The sequence below is a fragment of the Halomonas sp. M4R1S46 genome (assembly GCF_025725685.1).
Lineage (GTDB): Bacteria > Pseudomonadota > Gammaproteobacteria > Pseudomonadales > Halomonadaceae > Halomonas.
In genome coordinates this window covers 4122948-4138661 of sequence record NZ_CP107008.1, presented here as the reverse complement: position 1 = coordinate 4138661, position 15714 = coordinate 4122948, and the positions used below count along the sequence as shown (strand labels likewise).

General features: G+C 67.7%; 13 protein-coding genes and 1 tRNA gene. 8 read left to right on the top strand and 6 right to left on the bottom strand.

Features of this window, described 5'->3' with window-relative positions:
- Both OCT48_RS19095 and OCT48_RS19090 read right to left on the bottom strand, forming a co-directional pair.
- Nucleotides 1-1773, bottom strand: a complete 1773-nt coding sequence (locus OCT48_RS19095) for a transporter substrate-binding domain-containing protein (protein ID WP_263590705.1) — start codon at nt 1771-1773, stop codon at nt 1-3.
- Between the two features lie 7 nt (nt 1774-1780).
- Nucleotides 1781-2644 (bottom strand): YicC/YloC family endoribonuclease, encoded by an 864-nt coding sequence (locus OCT48_RS19090; protein WP_263590704.1) that lies wholly within the window; start codon nt 2642-2644, stop codon nt 1781-1783.
- Between the two features lie 110 nt (nt 2645-2754).
- Here OCT48_RS19090 and rph point away from each other — a divergent pair, with 110 nt between their 5' ends.
- Complete coding sequence (rph, locus tag OCT48_RS19085) at nt 2755-3492, top strand: ribonuclease PH (protein ID WP_263590703.1); 738 nt, start codon at nt 2755-2757, stop codon at nt 3490-3492.
- Nucleotides 3493-3610: 118 nt separating this feature from the next.
- Here rph and OCT48_RS19080 read toward each other — a convergent pair whose 3' ends face one another.
- Nucleotides 3611-4378 (bottom strand): exodeoxyribonuclease III, encoded by a 768-nt coding sequence (locus OCT48_RS19080; protein WP_263590702.1) that lies wholly within the window; start codon nt 4376-4378, stop codon nt 3611-3613.
- 91 nt (nt 4379-4469) lie between these two features.
- Between OCT48_RS19080 and pyrE the strand changes: the two genes are divergently transcribed.
- The 3 genes from pyrE to rep all read left to right on the top strand — a co-directional run bounded on the left by pyrE (nt 4470) and on the right by rep (nt 7888).
- A complete protein-coding gene (gene pyrE / locus OCT48_RS19075) occupies nt 4470-5162 on the top strand; it encodes an orotate phosphoribosyltransferase (RefSeq protein WP_263590701.1) in 693 nt (230 codons plus the stop codon).
- A gap of 102 nt (nt 5163-5264) precedes the next feature.
- Nucleotides 5265-5822 (top strand): tRNA (uridine(34)/cytosine(34)/5-carboxymethylaminomethyluridine(34)-2'-O)-methyltransferase TrmL, encoded by a 558-nt coding sequence (gene trmL, locus OCT48_RS19070; protein ID WP_263590700.1) that lies wholly within the window; start codon nt 5265-5267, stop codon nt 5820-5822.
- Nucleotides 5819-7888, top strand: coding sequence for a DNA helicase Rep (gene rep / locus OCT48_RS19065; protein ID WP_263590699.1), 2070 nt, complete (start codon nt 5819-5821; stop codon nt 7886-7888). The genes trmL and rep overlap by 4 nt, the downstream gene beginning before the upstream one ends.
- An 80-nt stretch (nt 7889-7968) precedes the next feature.
- Here rep and OCT48_RS19060 read toward each other — a convergent pair whose 3' ends face one another.
- On the bottom strand, nt 7969-8784 hold the full coding sequence (locus OCT48_RS19060) for a c-type cytochrome (RefSeq protein WP_263590698.1): 816 nt from the start codon (nt 8782-8784) through the stop codon (nt 7969-7971).
- A 248-nt stretch (nt 8785-9032) separates the two neighbouring features.
- On the opposite strand from OCT48_RS19060, the gene OCT48_RS19055 reads away from it, so the two are divergent.
- A tRNA-Arg gene (locus OCT48_RS19055) sits at nt 9033-9109 on the top strand.
- A gap of 314 nt (nt 9110-9423) precedes the next feature.
- Here OCT48_RS19055 and OCT48_RS19050 read toward each other — a convergent pair.
- Nucleotides 9424-11013 (bottom strand): putative bifunctional diguanylate cyclase/phosphodiesterase, encoded by a 1590-nt coding sequence (locus OCT48_RS19050; RefSeq protein ID WP_263590697.1) that lies wholly within the window; start codon nt 11011-11013, stop codon nt 9424-9426.
- A 389-nt stretch (nt 11014-11402) separates the two neighbouring features.
- On the opposite strand from OCT48_RS19050, the gene OCT48_RS19045 reads away from it, so the two are divergent.
- The 3 genes from OCT48_RS19045 (at nt 11403) to OCT48_RS19035 (ending at nt 15054) form a co-directional block, all read left to right on the top strand.
- Complete coding sequence (locus tag OCT48_RS19045; protein ID WP_263590696.1) at nt 11403-11756, top strand: DUF488 domain-containing protein; 354 nt, start codon at nt 11403-11405, stop codon at nt 11754-11756.
- A 274-nt stretch (nt 11757-12030) separates the two neighbouring features.
- The gene (locus OCT48_RS19040) at nt 12031-13806 is read left to right on the top strand and encodes a formate--tetrahydrofolate ligase (protein WP_263590695.1); all 1776 of its coding nucleotides are present in this window, start codon (nt 12031-12033) and stop codon (nt 13804-13806) included.
- A 57-nt stretch (nt 13807-13863) separates the two neighbouring features.
- A complete protein-coding gene (locus OCT48_RS19035) occupies nt 13864-15054 on the top strand; it encodes an FAD-dependent oxidoreductase (RefSeq protein ID WP_263592650.1) in 1191 nt (396 codons plus the stop codon).
- A gap of 63 nt (nt 15055-15117) precedes the next feature.
- Here OCT48_RS19035 and OCT48_RS19030 read toward each other — a convergent pair whose 3' ends face one another.
- Nucleotides 15118-15708: a histidine phosphatase family protein gene (locus tag OCT48_RS19030; protein ID WP_263590694.1), complete on the bottom strand. Its 591-nt coding sequence runs from the start codon at nt 15706-15708 to the stop codon at nt 15118-15120.
- Between the last annotated feature and the right edge of the window lie 6 nt (nt 15709-15714).

The following is a 15714-nucleotide window of genomic DNA, read 5'->3' as shown; positions in this document are numbered from 1 at the left end:
TCAGCTTGCGTCCAGGTGGTGTCGGTCGTCATCGCGTATCGGGGCCGCGGGCAGCGTCAGCGTGGCGGTCGTGCCGTCGCCGGGTCGGGAAGCGAAGGCGAGTCGGCCCTGGTGCTCGCGGACGATGCCGGCGGAGACGGAGAGCCCCAGGCCGGTGCCGCCGCATTCGCGCCGGGTGGTGAAGAAGGGGTCCGTCAGTCGGTTGATCGCCTCGGCATCGATGCCCCGCCCCTCGTCCCGCACCTCCAGGGTCACGGTCCCGTCGCCGGGAAGGTAGCGGGTCGTCAGGCGAATGCCCTGGTCGCGATCCTCCAGGGCCTGGCAGGCGTTCAGCACCAGGTTGATCACCACCTGCTCGATGCGCTGGCCGTTGCCCTGGATGGCGGGCAGGTCCTCGGCGTAGCGCGTCTCGAACCGGTCGGTGGCCTTGCGGATCGAGTTGTCGACCAGGCGCAGCGCCGTCCCGACCACCTCGTTGAGGTCGAGGCGCTCGCCGAGCTCGGCACTGCCCTGCCGGGCGAAATCCTTGAGGTCGCCGACGATTCGCTTGATGCGCTGGGTGCCCTCCAGCATCTCGTCGAGCATGGAGGGGATCTCGTCGCGCATGCGCGAGTAGGGCAGCCCGCCGAGCGAGAAATCGCCGTGTTCACGATAGTGCGCCTCGAGAATGGGGCGGGCATCGTCGTAGGCCTCCCGCAGCACCGGCAGGTTGAGCAGCAGCAGGCCGCTGGGGTTGTTGATCTCGTGAGCCACGCCGGAGACCAGGATGCCCAGGGAGGTCATCTTGTCGGCCTGGATCAGCTGCTGCTGCTGTTGGTGCAGTTCCTCGGTGCGGCTCGCCACCTCGCGCTTGAGCAGGCGGTTCCAGATCACGATGCCGCCGAGAATCAGCAGCAACAGCGCCGAGGCGATGGCCCCGATCAGGCCGAGTCGCTTCCACGGCAGGCCCTCCCCCTGCTCCAGCGGACCCAGCCACTTGGCGTAGATGGCCTGGTGACGGCCGGTGTTCTTGAGGATCGCCAGGCCCTCGCTGAACTGGGCCAGCACGTCGGCATTGCCCTCCTTCACCGCATAGCCGTAGCGCAGCGAGAAGGGGCGGGCGACCGGCACCAGGTTGGTCAGCCCGAACTCACGGCTGAGGTACAGTGCCGGGAGATTGGCCACCAGGGCATAGTCGTGCTGGCCGGCGGCGAGGGCGCGCAGCGCGTCGGCATGAGTGTCGGTGGGGAACAGCTCGGCCCCCACCTCTCGCTCGATCAGCAGGTCCTGCATGATATCGCCGCGCTGCACGATCACCTCCTTGCCAGCCAGGTCCTCCAGGCGTGCCACGGGCGGCGTGCCGCGGCGGGCGAAGATCGACTGGTGGACGATGGCGTGGGGCGGGGCGAAGTCGAAGCTGGCGTCGCGGCCCTCGGAGTAGGACATGCCCTCCAGGACGTCGATCTCGCCGTTCTCCAGCCGGCGGCGCATCTCGCTCCAGGGCCCCAGCTCGATGCGCACCTCGATGCCCATCACCTCGGCGATGGCCCGGGTCAGCTCGACGTTGTAGCCGGCGGGGCGGCCGTCCTCGTCGAGGAACTCGTAGGGCGGGTGGTAGTGGTCGCCGCCGACCACGATCACCCGGCCGGCGTTGTCCGGGGCCACGCCGGCACTCGGCTGTCCCCGGCCGGTCGCGGGCGCCGCGACGAGGCCGGCGATCACCAGGATCGCCGCCAGCCGGACCAGAAGGCGGGGCACGCCAGGGAGGGGAGAGGCGCTCGACGTCACGGTCATGCGCGTCCTACTCGATGTTCTGGATCTGCTCGCGCATCTGCTCGATCAGCACCTTGAGCTCCACGGCGCAGCGGGTCGACTCGGCGACCACCGATTTCGACGACAGGGTATTGGCCTCGCGATTGAGCTCCTGCATCAGGAAGTCGAGGCGCCGGCCGATCGGCCCCTTCTGCTTGAGCTGGCGCTCCACCTCGAGGACATGGGTCTCCAGGCGGTCGAGTTCCTCGGCCACGTCGGCCTTCTGGGCCAGCAGCACCAGCTCGGCCTCCAGGCGCTGGGGGTCGAGCTCGGCACGCATGGCCTCGAGGCGTTCGAGCAGCTGGCGGCGCTGGCGCTCGAGGATCTCCGGCATCAGGCGACGGACCTCGGCCACCTGGACGCGGATGGCCGCGAGGCGCTCGTGGATCAGGGCGGCGAGCTGCTCGCCCTCCCGGGCGCGACCGGCGACCAGGTCGTCCAGGGCGGCGCCGAACAGCCCCCTGGCCTCGGCCTTGATGGCTTCCATGTCCGGGCCTGGCGTCTCCAGCACGCCGGGGTGGTCGAGCAGCGCCAGGGCATCGGGCATGGCGGCCTTGGGAACGGTCTCGCGAACCTCGCCGAGGGCGGCGGCCAGGGCTTCCAGGCGCGGGCGGTTGACCGCCAGGGCGCTGTCGCCGTCGGCGGGAGCGAAGCGCAGCTGGCACTCCACCTTGCCCCGGGCCAGGCGACCGCGCAGGGCGTCGCGGAAGACGGGCTCCAGGTCGCGAAGGGCCTCGGGCAGCCGGAAATGGGGTTCGAGATAGCGCTGGTTGACCGAGCGCAGCTCCAGCTGCAGCCGGCCCCAGTCGGCGTCGCGGTCCTGCCGCGAAAAGGCCGTCATGCTGTGGACCATCGGGGGGCTCCTGATGCGCAGGCGATTGGTCAGGCAGTGTAAACGATTCTGCCGGCAGACCGTGTAGAATGGCGGCCAATCCATCCATTGCCGACTTCGAGAGAGGTGCCATGTCCTCGGACATCCGGCGTCCCAGCGGACGCGCCCCCGACCAGCCCCGCGACATTCGCCTGACCCGCGATTACACCCGTCATGCCGAGGGATCGGTGCTGGTGGAGTTCGGTGACACCCGCGTGCTGTGCAACGCCAGCGTCGAGGCCGGCGTGCCGCGCTGGCTGCGCGGCAAGAAGCAGGGCTGGGTCACCGCCGAGTACGGCATGCTGCCCCGGGCGACCCACACCCGCGGCGGCCGCGAGGCCACGCGGGGCAAGCAGGGCGGCCGGACGCTGGAGATCCAGCGGCTGATCGGCCGCTCGCTGCGGGCGGCGGTGAACCTCAAGAAGCTCGGCGAGTTCACCATCACCGTGGACTGCGACGTCATCCAGGCCGATGGCGGCACCCGCACCGCGGCCATCACCGGCGGCTGCGTGGCGCTGATCGATGCCATCCGCTACCTGCAGCGCGAGAAGCTGATCAAGGGCGACCCCTTCCACCAACTGGTCGGCTCGGTCTCGGTGGGCCTGTTCAAGGGGGTGCCGGTGGTCGACCTGGACTACCCCGAGGACTCCAGTGCCGACACCGACATGAACGTGGTGATGGCCGAGGGCGGCGGGTTGATCGAGGTGCAGGGCACCGCCGAGGCCGGCACCTACAGCCGCGCGGAGCTCAATGCCATGCTCGATCTGGCCGAGCGGGCCGGCGAGTCGCTGTTCGCCCATCAGCGCGAGGCGCTGGGCATTCGCGGCTGAGGTTGTCTTTCATCCTGCGGGAGCGCAGCAATAAATCAGTGCTTCCCGAACGCAACACGCCGGCCATGGGCCGGCGTGTTGCGTTGCCGCGGGGGCAACGGCGACGAAGGGAAGGCGATCAAAGCGTCAGGTCGTACTCGACGATCAGCGGCGCATATTCGGAGAAGGTCGCGTCGTAATCGATCCAGGCGTCCACCACGTGGCGGCGGAAGTTGGGGCCGACCACCTGGTAGTCGATGCGCCAGCCCTCCTGGCGCTCCCGAGGCTGGTCCTGGTCCAGGGCCGGCCACCAGGTGTACTCGCCGGCGTCGCGGTTGATCTCGCGGAAGGTGTCGATGAAGCCGGTCGGGCCGAAGACCTGATCCATCCAGGCGCGCTCCTCGGGCTTGAAGCCGGGGGTGGTCTGGTTGTCGGCCCAGTTCTCGAGGTCGATGGTCTTGTGGGCGATGTGCCAGGTACCGCAGATGATGTACTCGCGGCGCTTGCGGGCCATCTTCGACAGGTATTCCTGGTACTGGGCCATGAAGGCCTGCTTGGCGGCGGGGTCGCTGCCTTCGGGCATCAGGAAGCTGGCGATGCTGAAGCGGTCGTAGTCGGCCTGCAGGAAGCGCGCCTCATGATCGCACTGGGGAAAGCCCAGGCCGTACATGATCGCCTTGGGGATCTTGCGGCAATAGATGCCGACGCCCGAGAAGCCGTCCTGCTCGGCATCGAGGAAGTAGCCCTCGTAGCCTTCGGGGTAGAGGATGCTGTCGTCGAGCTCGAAACTCTTGGCCTTGAGGTTCTGCACGCAGACGACGTCGGCATCCTGGTTGGCCAGCCAGTCGAGGAAGCCCCGACCGACGGCCTCGCGGATGCCGTTGACATTGATGGTGGCGATTTTCATACATGGTCCCTTTTGCGTCGCGCGTGTATGATACCCGACGTTTCGACGTTTGGGTAAATGGCGTCAGCCGATAAACGTGATAGGAGGCTCCGTGGCGGATCAGCGCGTTGCATCGTCCCTGCAACCCTACCAGCAGGCATTCATCGAATTCGCCATCGAGCAGGGCGTGCTGCGCTTCGGCGAGTTCACCCTGAAGTCCGGCCGGGTCAGTCCCTATTTCTTCAATGCCGGCCTGTTCAAGACCGGCTGTGCCCTGGCGGCGCTGGGCCGCTTCTACGCCCAGGCCATCGCCGACAGCGGCATCGCGGCCGACGTCCTGTTCGGCCCGGCCTACAAGGGCATCCCCCTGGCCGCCACCACCGCCGTGGCCCTGGCCGACCATCATGACCGCGACCTGCCCTATGCGTTCAACCGCAAGGAGGCGAAGGCGCACGGCGAGGGCGGCAACATCGTCGGCGCCGAGCTCGCCGGGCGGATCCTGATCGTCGACGACGTCATCACCGCCGGCACCGCCATCCGCGAGGTGATGGGGCTGATCGACGCCGCCGGCGCCAGCGCCGCCGGGGTGGTGGTGGCCCTGGACCGCCAGGAGCGCGGTGGCGACGACGCCGACCCGCGCAGCGCCATCCAGCAGGTCGAGGCGGCCTACGGCATGCCGGTGATCAGCATCGTCACCCTGGACATGGTGCTCGAGTACCTCGAGGTGCATGCCGGCGAGGCGCTGCGCGGCCATGCCGAGGCCATCCGCGCCTATCGCGACCGCTACGGCGTGGCCGAGCGCTGAGCGCCCCCTGCGCCCGGGAGGCGTGACGGATCGCCGAGCCGGTTTCTCGGGCCCCGTTCGGGGCCCGAGTGCGTTGTCGGCCTAGCATATCAGGAGTTGTTGATGCTCGACGTGGTGCTCTACCAGCCCGAGATCCCGCCCAACACCGGCAACCTGATCCGGCTGTGCGCCAATACCGGCTTCCGGCTGCACCTGATCGAGCCGCTGGGCTTCACCCTGGACGACAAGCGCCTGCGCCGTGCCGGCCTCGACTACCATGAGTGGGCCCGGGTGCGGGTGCACCGCGACTGGGCGGCCTTTCTCGCCGCCGTGGCGCCTGGCCGGGTCTTCGCCGTCTCGACCCGCGGGTGCACCGGCTACCACACCCCGACCTACCGCGAGGGCGATGCCCTGGTGTTCGGCCCCGAGACCCGCGGCCTGCCCCAGGCGCTGCTCGATGCCCTGCCCGAGGCGCAGCGCCTGCGCATCCCCATGCTTCCCGAGAGCCGCAGCCTGAACCTCTCCAATGCCTGTGCGGTGGTGGTCTTCGAGGCCTGGCGCCAGCTCGACTTCGTGGGGGCCGGCCATCCAGGGGCCGGCCATCCAGGGGCCGGCCATCCGGGGGTCGGCCATCCAGCTATCGGCAGTGAGCCCGCCGCCGAACCGAGGGAGTTCGAATGACCCCCAGCATCACCAGTCGCCTCGCCAAGCTCAATCCCCGCCAGCAGGAGGCCGTGCGCGCCATCGACGGGCCCTGCCTGGTGCTGGCCGGCGCCGGCTCCGGCAAGACCAGCGTGATTACCACCAAGATCGCCTACCTGGTGCAGGAGTGCGGCATGAGCGCCCGACGCATCGCCGCGGTGACCTTCACCAACAAGGCCGCCCGGGAGATGAAGGAGCGGGTGGGACAGATGCTCAAGGGGCGCGAGGGTCACGGCCTCACCGTCTCCACCTTCCATACCCTGGGGCTCAACATCATCCGCGGCGAGCTCAAGGCGCTGGGCTACAAGCCCGGCTTCTCGCTGTTCGACCCCGAGGACGCCAAGGCCCTGCTGCGCGACCTGATGAACAAGGACGCCCAGGTCGATGCCGAGGCGATCAACCAGGTCCAGGCGGCCATCTCCAACTGGAAGAACGACCTGGTGCTGCCGGGGCAGGCGCTGTCGCATGTCGCCGACGACAGCGAGCAGTTCGCCGCGCGGGTCTACGAGGCCTATGTGCGCCACCTCAAGGCCTACAACGCGGTGGATTTCGACGACCTCATCCTGTTGCCGGTGACCCTGCTGCGCGACGATCCCGAGGCGCTGGCCCGCTGGCGGCGCAAGATCCACTACATGCTGGTGGACGAGTACCAGGACACCAACGTCAGCCAGTATCAGCTGGTGCGCATGCTGATGGGCGAACGCCAGACCTTCACCGTGGTGGGCGACGACGACCAGTCGATCTATGCCTGGCGCGGCGCGCGCCCCGAGAACCTGGTGACCCTGGGCGAGGACTTTCCGCGGCTCAACGTCATCAAGCTCGAGCAGAACTACCGCTCCACCGGCACCATCCTGCGCGCCGCCAACACCCTGATCAGCAACAACCCCCACGTCTACGAGAAGACCCTGTGGTCGGACATGGGCCGGGGCGAGGCGATCCGCGTGGTGGTCAATCGTCACGAGGAGGCCGAGGCCGAGCGGGTGGCCAGCGAGATCCTCACCCGGCGCATCAAGGAGCGCGCCGAGTGGCGCGACTTCGCGGTGCTCTACCGCGGCAACTTCCAGGCCCGGCTGCTCGAACTCAAGCTGCAGCACTACCAGGTGCCCTACAAGCTCTCCGGAGGCACCTCCTTCTTCTCCCGGGGCGAGATCAAGGACGCCATGGCCTACCTGCGGCTGCTGATCAACCCGGCCGACGACAACGCCTTCCTGCGCATCGTCAACGTGCCGCGCCGCGAGATCGGGCCCGGCACCCTGGAGAAGCTCGCCAACTACGCCACCGAGCGTGGCACCTCGCTGTTCGCCGCCTGCCACGAGCTGGGGCTGGCCGAGCAGCTGCCCACGCGGGCGGTCGAGCGCCTGGGGCGCTTCACCCACTTCATCGATGGCGTGCGCCGGCGCATGGACGGCGGCGATGCCCTGGCCGCGATCCGTGAGATGCTGCGCGACATGGACTACGAGGCCTGGCTCTACCAGAACGCCAGCGCCCCGACCATCGCCGAGCGGCGTATGGCCAATGTCTGGACGCTGATCGACCAGCTCGAGAAGTCGATGCAGGCCGACCCCGAGGACAGGGCGGAGGAGGCCACCGCGAGCACCGCGACCGAGACCGACGACGTGGAGTCGGCCATCTCGCGGCTGGTGCTGCGCGACATCCTCGAGCAGCAGGCCGAGGAGGACGACTCCGACCGCGTCCAGCTGCTGACCATGCACGCCTCCAAGGGCCTCGAGTTCCCCCATGTGTACCTGATGGGGCTCGAGGAGGAACTGCTGCCCCATCGCAACGCCATCGAGGTGGGGACCGTGGAGGAGGAGCGGCGCCTGGCCTACGTGGGCATCACCCGGGCGCGGCGCACTCTGACACTGACGCTCGCCCGACAGCGCAAGGCCTATGGCGAGCTGATGGACTGCACGCCCAGCCGCTTCCTCGACGAGCTGCCCGAGGATGCGCTGGAGTGGGAGGGACGCGCCGACCGTGAGGACCCCGAGAAGAAGCAGGCCCGCGGCAAGGACGCCATCGCCGGGCTGCGTTCGCTGTTGGGATGATCCGGGCTGCGGGCCGGTCCGAACCAACAAGGGGGCGCCGAATGGCGCCCCCGCTCGTCGTATTGCGATGCTGGGCGGCCTTACTGCGCCTGGCTCACCATGTAGTCGACGATGGCCTTGACCTCCTCATCGGGGAGGGTGGCGCCGCCCTTGGGCGGCATGGCGCCGATGCCGTTGATGGCGCTCTCGTACAGGGCCTCGATGCCCTTGTCGATACGCGGCGCCCAGGCTTCGGCATCGCCGATCATCGGGGCGCCGGCCGCACCGCTGGCGTGACAGGCGGCGCAGGGCGCGCTGGCATAGAGCGCCTCACCGTCGAGGCCGCTGTCGGCTTCGGCGGTGGCCTCCTCTCCGGCGGCCTCTTCGGTCGGCGCTTCCTGCTCCGCCGTGGCGGCGTCATCGGTCGGCGCGTCTTCCTCGGCGGCCGCCTCGCCGCTCCCGCTGGCCTCGGCGGGCACGTCCATGATCGGCTCGACCAGGTAGGCCACGGCGGCCTGCACCTCCTCGTCGGAGAGGTCGGGGTTGCCGCCGCGGGCCGGCATGGCGTTAAAGCCGTTGATGGCGTGACTGAGCAGGGTCTCGAAGCCCTGGCCGGTGCGCTCGCTCCAGGCCGCCTCGTCGCCGCGCTTCGGTGCACCCGCGGCGCCGGTGTCGTGACAGGCCATGCAGACATTGTTGTAGATGCTCTCGCCGTCGGCGCCGCCGGAGGAGGCGCTGTCGTCACCGCCGCTGGCCGCCATGGCGGTGCCGCAGTCTTCGCCCTGCACGCACAGCTCGCCCACCGGTTCCAGGCGTTCGGCGATGGCGTCCCGGTCCACGTCCTCCTGGGCAAACGCCATGCCCGTGGTCAGGCCGAGGGTGGCCAGGCACCCCATGATCAGCTTGCTGGATTTCACTCTCACCACCTCTTTGACGGTCTTGTCATCGAATCACGGTCGGCATCACGACAGCCGGAAGACGCCATGACGCGCACAATGGGCGCCAGTATAGCCGTATCGCCAATCGCTGGAAAATGCTGGAGATCATGCGCCGGGACATGGGCGGGTCACGTCGCGAAGATGCCGTGACCGCTGGTGGCTGGACAGCGAAAGGGCAGCGCGGTAGGATGTCGCTCGCCTGGTGGTCATTGCCCGCCAGGCCCCGCGCGCCCTTAGCTCAGCTGGATAGAGCGTCGCCCTCCGGAGGCGAAGGTCAAAGGTTCGAATCCTTTAGGGCGCGCCAAAGAATTCAAGGGCTTACGGTTATCCGTAGGCCCTTTTCTTTTGTTTCATCTCCTGGGTGCATCGCACTTTGCCGGGAGGATGCGATGCCAGCCACCGAAACAGCCCCCTTCGACTCCTGCGAACCGGGGAGGTCTACGGGAAAATCGGTGCAGTTCAGCTGATACCAAGCCTACGCTTTGTCTGAAAACTGCCTGCGCTCGCCCATCCGGCGTTAAAAATCGGCTCAAAGTACTCATTTACACCGCGTAAACTCCGTCTTTTCGCCGATTTTTGCCTTGCCTGGCCATCGCTCGCTGACTTTTCAGACAAAGCTTAGTCATGATCCCGGTCTTTTGAATGGCGTTGGCACCAGGCGTGGTATTCAGTGGCAGGGAGGGCTGGTGAATAGAGGAAGCCCTGTGCTTGATCGCAGCCGAGGCTACGCAAGATTGCGGCCTGCTCCACTGTCTCCACACCTTCGGCGGTCACCACCAGGTCAAGAGCATGGCCCACGTCGATCATGCAGGCCATCAGCTTGCGCGCTCGCTCGTCTCGCTCCAGATGGGAGACAAAGACACGATCGATCTTGAGCCCCGTGATCGGCAGGTGCTGTAAGTACTCGAACGAGGAAAAGCCTGTGCCGAAGTCATCGATACTCACGCCGATGCCGATATCACGAATGCGTTGTATGGCGCTGCGTGCTGCCTCCAGGTCACCGATCAAGGCGCTTTCTGTGATTTCCACTTCCAGTCGTTCAGGGCGCACACCAGAGTGTTCGACGAGTTCCAGGAGTAGATCATGGAGTTCTTCATTGTGCAGGTCATGCACCGAGACATTGATGCTGATGGCCCCCACGCTCCCGTCATGGATGGCAAAGGCACCGGCTGCTTTAGCGACGAAGTGGGTGACAGGGCCAATCAGCGAGGTATTTTCCACCTTGGGCATGAACTGGCCTGGCGGGATCAGCCTACCGTTCGCGCCTCGCCAGCGGATCAACCCTTCACATCCACAGACCTTGCCATCAGCCAGTCGGATCTTGGGTTGGTAATGCAGCTCGAACTCCCTCGCGGCCAACCCGTCCCGGACCCGAGCAATCAGCTTGAGCGACTCCAGGGTGCGCCGGTCGAAGGAGGGATTGAAATGTGTATGGCCACGTCTTTGCCGCATAGTGGCCAATAGCGCGATGCGGGCCTCTCGGAGTAGTTCTTTGGCCCCCGTCGAGCCATCTCGCGCGATGGCACTGCCCATGGCTAACTGGACGCGTACAGGCACCTGCTGAATCAACAGGCTGTCCTCGCCGACATCCATCAGTCTCTGGCTGATATGGCCGAGATCACCCGGCCCGACATCCTTCAATATCAGCGCAAGCTCATCAAGACTGAGACGGTACGCCTTGCCGCCACCGCGAATCACCCGACTCAGCCGTTCGCCCATCGCCAAGACAAGCTCATCGGCGGCGTCCATGCCCAGGGCTTCGACGACGTCCGTCATATCGGTGATCTTCACCTTTATCACCCCGGTCTGTGAGACCTGACCCACCGGTTGCGACAAGCAATGGTCAAGATCCTCGTTGAGCGCGACCTGGTTGGGGAGTCCCGACTGGGGATCGGTGCGGGCGATGAGCCGATGTTCGTTTGCCGAACGTCGGCGGATATGGAACAACCAGCCGGCCAATCCGCCCAATAGCAGATAGAATGCCAGGCGTGTCAGGTAGTTGGCGGTGGTTTGCTCGATACCCAGGGCGGCATCCTGTGGCATGGTCGCCATCATGGCTCCTGCGAGCAAGGCCGCGATCAGCCCGCCTGGCGTGGTGTACCAAGACGCCGCGACGAGTACCGGGATCAGCATCAAGTAGGGATAGGCGTAGGCGGTGCCTCCGGTGGCATAGACGATCGCTGAGCCTGCGATCAGCAGTAGCGCCACGACGCCGCAGCACGTGGTATGGCGACTGCCGATGATCTGTATGGCCCGGCGCGGCCATGCCGTCGACCTCACACTATCGCTTGACCCCATCTCCTAGGCCTCCACGTGGATAACCTTGACCCTGTATTAGGGTATACCAATTCGACATGCTTCATAGGGCATGACGACGAACGGCTCCGGATACAATCCATTAGTCGATCCAGGAGCCCGGTGAGCGTAGCGTCGATGCCGTCCGTCGTCTGACATGGACAGTGATGGAATCCTTGACGATAGTGGGCCGAAAGTGGATACATTTCCAGTCAGGTCTCGGCAGGCCAGCGCCGGCTCGCCGGCGTGGAATCATCCGAAACCGGACCACTCGTCTCGAAGAGGCTGCATGAGAGGTTGCCGTGAGTATTGTTCTCAAGCGTGCCTTCGAACCTGCCAGGGCCCGGGATGGTTACCGCGTGCTGGTTGACAGGCTGTGGCCCAGGGGGGTGACGAAGCTGGAAGCCAGGATCGATGAGTGGCCAAAGGAGATCGCTCCGAGCAAGGCACTTCGCCAGGCGTTTCATCAGGGAGATATTGGCTGGGGGAGCTTCCGCCGTCGTTATCTTGCTGAGCTCAAGGAGCATCGCGAAGCCGTTCGCCCACTGGCCAGGCGTGCCCAGAGCCAGCGAGTGACCCTCGTGTTTTCCGCCAAGGACGAATGCCACAACAATGCCGTGGTACTCAAGCAGTATCTCTCGATGCTGAAAAGTTGAGTGGGCGCTGCCCCGGCTCGCTGAAGATGCCATTCATCGAGTGAGAACAACCCCGAGACCGCCCTGCCCCGGACGTGTCCGATCAGGTCCCTGACAGGCTGTTGCCGGCCAGGGTGTCCGTATCGACTATGCGCGTGTCGCACCGAGGATGTCGCCCCCGGGCAGGGAGTTCCACGCTTCTTCTAGCCCCGCGCGATCCGGAAGGCTGTGATGGATCGGGTGGGGCTTCGGGCCGTGATTCCCCACCGCCGACGGTGTAGCGAGGAAGGGCGAGATGACCGACTATGTCCCGTTGCGACACGACAAGCCCCTCCGCGGGGAGGGCCTGGACCTCGAGACCGCCCCCGGTGCCCCTCCCGACGATGGTCTTCCGCCGCCGGGGGGGCCGGATATCGCCATCGCCCGGGCGGCCACGCCCTGGCCGATCGGCGAGGTGGCCGCCCGGCTCGGCATCGAGCCCCGGCAACTGCTGCCCTATGGCCATGACAAGGCCAAGCTCTCCCACGACTTCACCGATGCCCTGGTGGGGCGTCCGCCGGGCAAGCTGGTGCTGGTCACCGCCATCACCCCGACCCCGGCCGGCGAGGGCAAGACGACGACCACCGTGGGGCTGGGCGACGGCCTCAGCCGGCTCGGGCACAAGGCCGCGGTGTGTCTGCGCGAGCCCTCCCTCGGGCCCTGCTTCGGCATGAAGGGGGGCGCGGCCGGAGGCGGGCGCTCCCAGGTGATTCCCATGGAGGACATCAACCTGCACTTCACCGGCGATTTCCATGCCGTCACCAGCGCCCACAACCTGCTGGCCGCCCTGATCGACAACCACCTGCAGTGGGGCAATGCCCTGGATATCGATCCGCGGCGCATCTCCTGGAAGCGGGTGATGGACATCAACGACCGCGCCCTCCGGCACCTGACCATCGGCCTGGGCGGCCCGGCCCACGGCGTGCCGCGGGAAGCGGGCTTCGACATCACCGCGGCCTCGGAGATCATGGCGATCCTCTGCCTGTCCGCGGACCTGGCCGACCTGCAGCGCCGCCTGGGCGAGATCATCGTCGCGCGGCGCCGCAACGGCAGCCCGGTGCGCGCCCGGGATCTGGAGGCCGAGGGGGCCATGGCGGTGCTGCTCAAGGAGGCCCTGGCCCCCAACCTGGTGCAGACCCTGGAACACACCCCGGCCTTCATCCATGGCGGCCCCTTCGCCAACATCGCCCATGGCTGCAACTCCCTGATGGCGACCCGCAGTGCCCTGTCCCTGGCCGATATCGTGGTCACCGAGGCGGGCTTCGGTGCCGATCTGGGCGCCGAGAAGTTCTTCAACATCAAGTGCCGGCAGGCCGGCCTGACACCCAGTGCGGTGGTGGTGGTCGCCACCCTGCGGGCCCTCAAGCTGCACGGCGGTGCCGAGCGGGACGCCCTCGGCCAGCCGGACCCCGAGGCGGTGCGTCGCGGGGCGAGCAACCTCAGCCGGCATGTGGCCAACCTCCGCGGTTTCGGGGTGCCCGTGCTGGTGGCGGTCAACCACTTCTCGCAGGATGACGACCAGGAGCATCGCGCCCTGCAGGACGCCTGCGACGAACTGGGCGTCGAGCGGGTGGTCACTCGCCACTGGGCGGAGGGCTCCCGGGGCAGCGAGGCCCTGGCGGAGCGGGTCGCGACGATGGTGGCGGGGTCGCCCCCCGGGCTGTCGCTGACCTACGGGGATGACGCCAACCTCGAGGACAAGGTCAGGGCCGTCGCCCAGCGCCTCTACGGGGCGGCGGATATCAGCCTGGAGCCTCGGGCGCGGCGGCAACTGGAGGAATACGAGGCGCTCGGTTACGGCCACCTGCCGGTGTGCATCGCCAAGACCCAGTACAGCTTCGCCGCCGACCCGGCACTCACCGGCCTCGCCGAGGGGCACGTGCTGCCCGTGCGCGAAGCGGAGCTGGCCGCCGGTGCCGGCTTCGTCGTGGTGATCTGCGGCGATATCATGCGCATGCCCGGCATGCCGCGTCAGCCGGCGTCATCCGGCATCCGGCTCGACCCGGCGGGCGAGATCGAGGGCCTGTCCTGAGGTCGTTCCCTGGGACGAGGCTGGTCTCCTGACGCATGATCAGCGTGCCATCAACCGCTGAAAGCCTATCTCGACAAGGTCACCCAACCCTTCGAGCTGGTCGCCACCCTGGATGACGGCGACAAGTCCAGGGAACTCCACGGCCTTCTCGTCGAAATCGCCGGCCTCTCCGACAGGATCACCCTGTCGACCCAGGGCACCGACCAACGCGTGCCCTCCTTCGCCCTGCACAAGAAGGGTGAGCCCACCGGCGTGGCGTTCGCCGGGATTCCCATGGGGCATGAGTTCACCTCCCTGGTGCTCGCCCTGCTGCAGGTGGGCGGCCACCCGCCCAAGGCCAGCGACGAGCTCATCGAGCAGATCCGCGCGCTCGACGCGGACCTGCACTTCGAGACCTACTTCTCGCTGTCCTGCCAGAACTGCCCGGAGGTGGTCCAGGCGCTCAACCTGATGGCGATCCTCAACCCGCGCATCTCCCACGATGCCATCGACGGCGCCCTCTTCCAGGGCGAGGTCGAGGCCCGTGAGGTGATGTCGGTGCCGAGCATCTTCCTGAACGGCGAGCCCTTCGACCAGGGGCGCATGAGCCTCGAGCAGATCCTGGCCAGGGTCGATACCGGCGCCGCCGAGCGCGAGGCCGCCAGGCTCGGCGAGCAGGCCGCCTTCGATACGCTGATGATCGGCGGCGGTCCGGCCGGTGCCGCGGCGGCGGTCTATGCCGCGCGCAAGGGCATCCGCACCGGGGTGGCCGCGGAGCGCTTCGGCGGCCAGGTGCTGGACACCCTGGCCATCGAGAACCTGATCTCCGTGCCCCGCACCGAGGGCCCCCGGTTGGCCGCGGCGCTGGAGGAGCACGTCAGGGAGTACGAGGTCGACATCATGAACCTGCAGCGGGCCGTCGAGCTGGTGCCGGGCGAGCCGGGCGGCGAGCACGAGGTGCGTTTCGCCTCCGGCGCCAGCCTGCGCAGCAGGACCCTGGTGCTGGCCACCGGCGAGCGGCGCCGGGTCGACCTGGAGGGCGTCTTCGTGCAGATCGGCCAGGTGCCCAACACCGAGTGGCTCGTGGACTCGCCCATCGAGCTGTCCGACCGGGGCGAGATCGTCATCGACGCACGCGGCATGACCTCGGTGCCCGGCATCTTCGCCGCCGGCGACGTGACCACCGTGCCCTACAAGCAGATCGCCATCGCCATGGGCGAGGGCTCCAAGGCCGCCCTCGGCGCCTTCGACCACCTGATTCGCAGCTGACGGAACGCACGGCGTGCGACGCCTCCGCCGGCATCACCGGCGGAAGCGTCGTCGTGTCCGGTGTCAGTCCAGTGCGGTGAGGCTCGCCGGCGCCAGGGGCGGGCGGTCACGGTGCTCGCCCAGGGGCCGGCCCTCGAGGCTGGTGAGCAGGATCTGCAGCGGATCGCCGTGGCCGACCAGCAGGATGGTCTCGCCCCGGCAGCGGGCCTCGAGGGCGTCGATCACGGCGCGCATGCGCGCCGCGACCCGCACGACACTCTCCACGTCATGGACCCCATGCGCGGGGTCCCGGGCATCCTGCGCCCATACCTCGGCGTAGCGCGTGTCGGGTTGGCCCTCCAGGTCCCCGAAGTGGCGTTCCCGCAGCTGGGGCTCGGCCTGCGGGCGGAGCCCGAAATGGCCCGCCACGCGCTCGGCGGTGTCCCGGGTGCGCAGGAAGTCCGAGTGCAGCAGGCGGCTCGGGGCGGGGGCCGGCCACTCGGCCAGCAGGACCGCGAGCTGGTCTTCCCCCCGCCGGGACAGCCCGTAGTGCGCCAGGCCTCGCGCCGGCGTGCTGATGATGATGCCCCGGGCGTTGGCCTCGCTGTGGCCATGGCGCATCAGCAGGTAGCGGTTGCCCCGCCGTGGCGGCGCGTTGACGGCGTCGTTGGTCATCGGCTT

Coding starts and splice junctions, on each gene's coding strand:
- OCT48_RS19095 (WP_263590705.1), bottom strand. CDS start 1,773: ATGACCGTGACGTCGAGCGCCTCTCCCCTCCCTGGCGTGCCCCGCCTT.
- OCT48_RS19090 (WP_263590704.1), bottom strand. CDS start 2,644: ATGGTCCACAGCATGACGGCCTTTTCGCGGCAGGACCGCGACGCCGAC.
- rph (WP_263590703.1), top strand. CDS start 2,755: ATGTCCTCGGACATCCGGCGTCCCAGCGGACGCGCCCCCGACCAGCCC.
- OCT48_RS19080 (WP_263590702.1), bottom strand. CDS start 4,378: ATGAAAATCGCCACCATCAATGTCAACGGCATCCGCGAGGCCGTCGGT.
- trmL (WP_263590700.1), top strand. CDS start 5,265: ATGCTCGACGTGGTGCTCTACCAGCCCGAGATCCCGCCCAACACCGGC.
- rep (WP_263590699.1), top strand. CDS start 5,819: ATGACCCCCAGCATCACCAGTCGCCTCGCCAAGCTCAATCCCCGCCAG.
- OCT48_RS19040 (WP_263590695.1), top strand. CDS start 12,031: ATGACCGACTATGTCCCGTTGCGACACGACAAGCCCCTCCGCGGGGAG.
- OCT48_RS19030 (WP_263590694.1), bottom strand. CDS start 15,708: ATGACCAACGACGCCGTCAACGCGCCGCCACGGCGGGGCAACCGCTAC.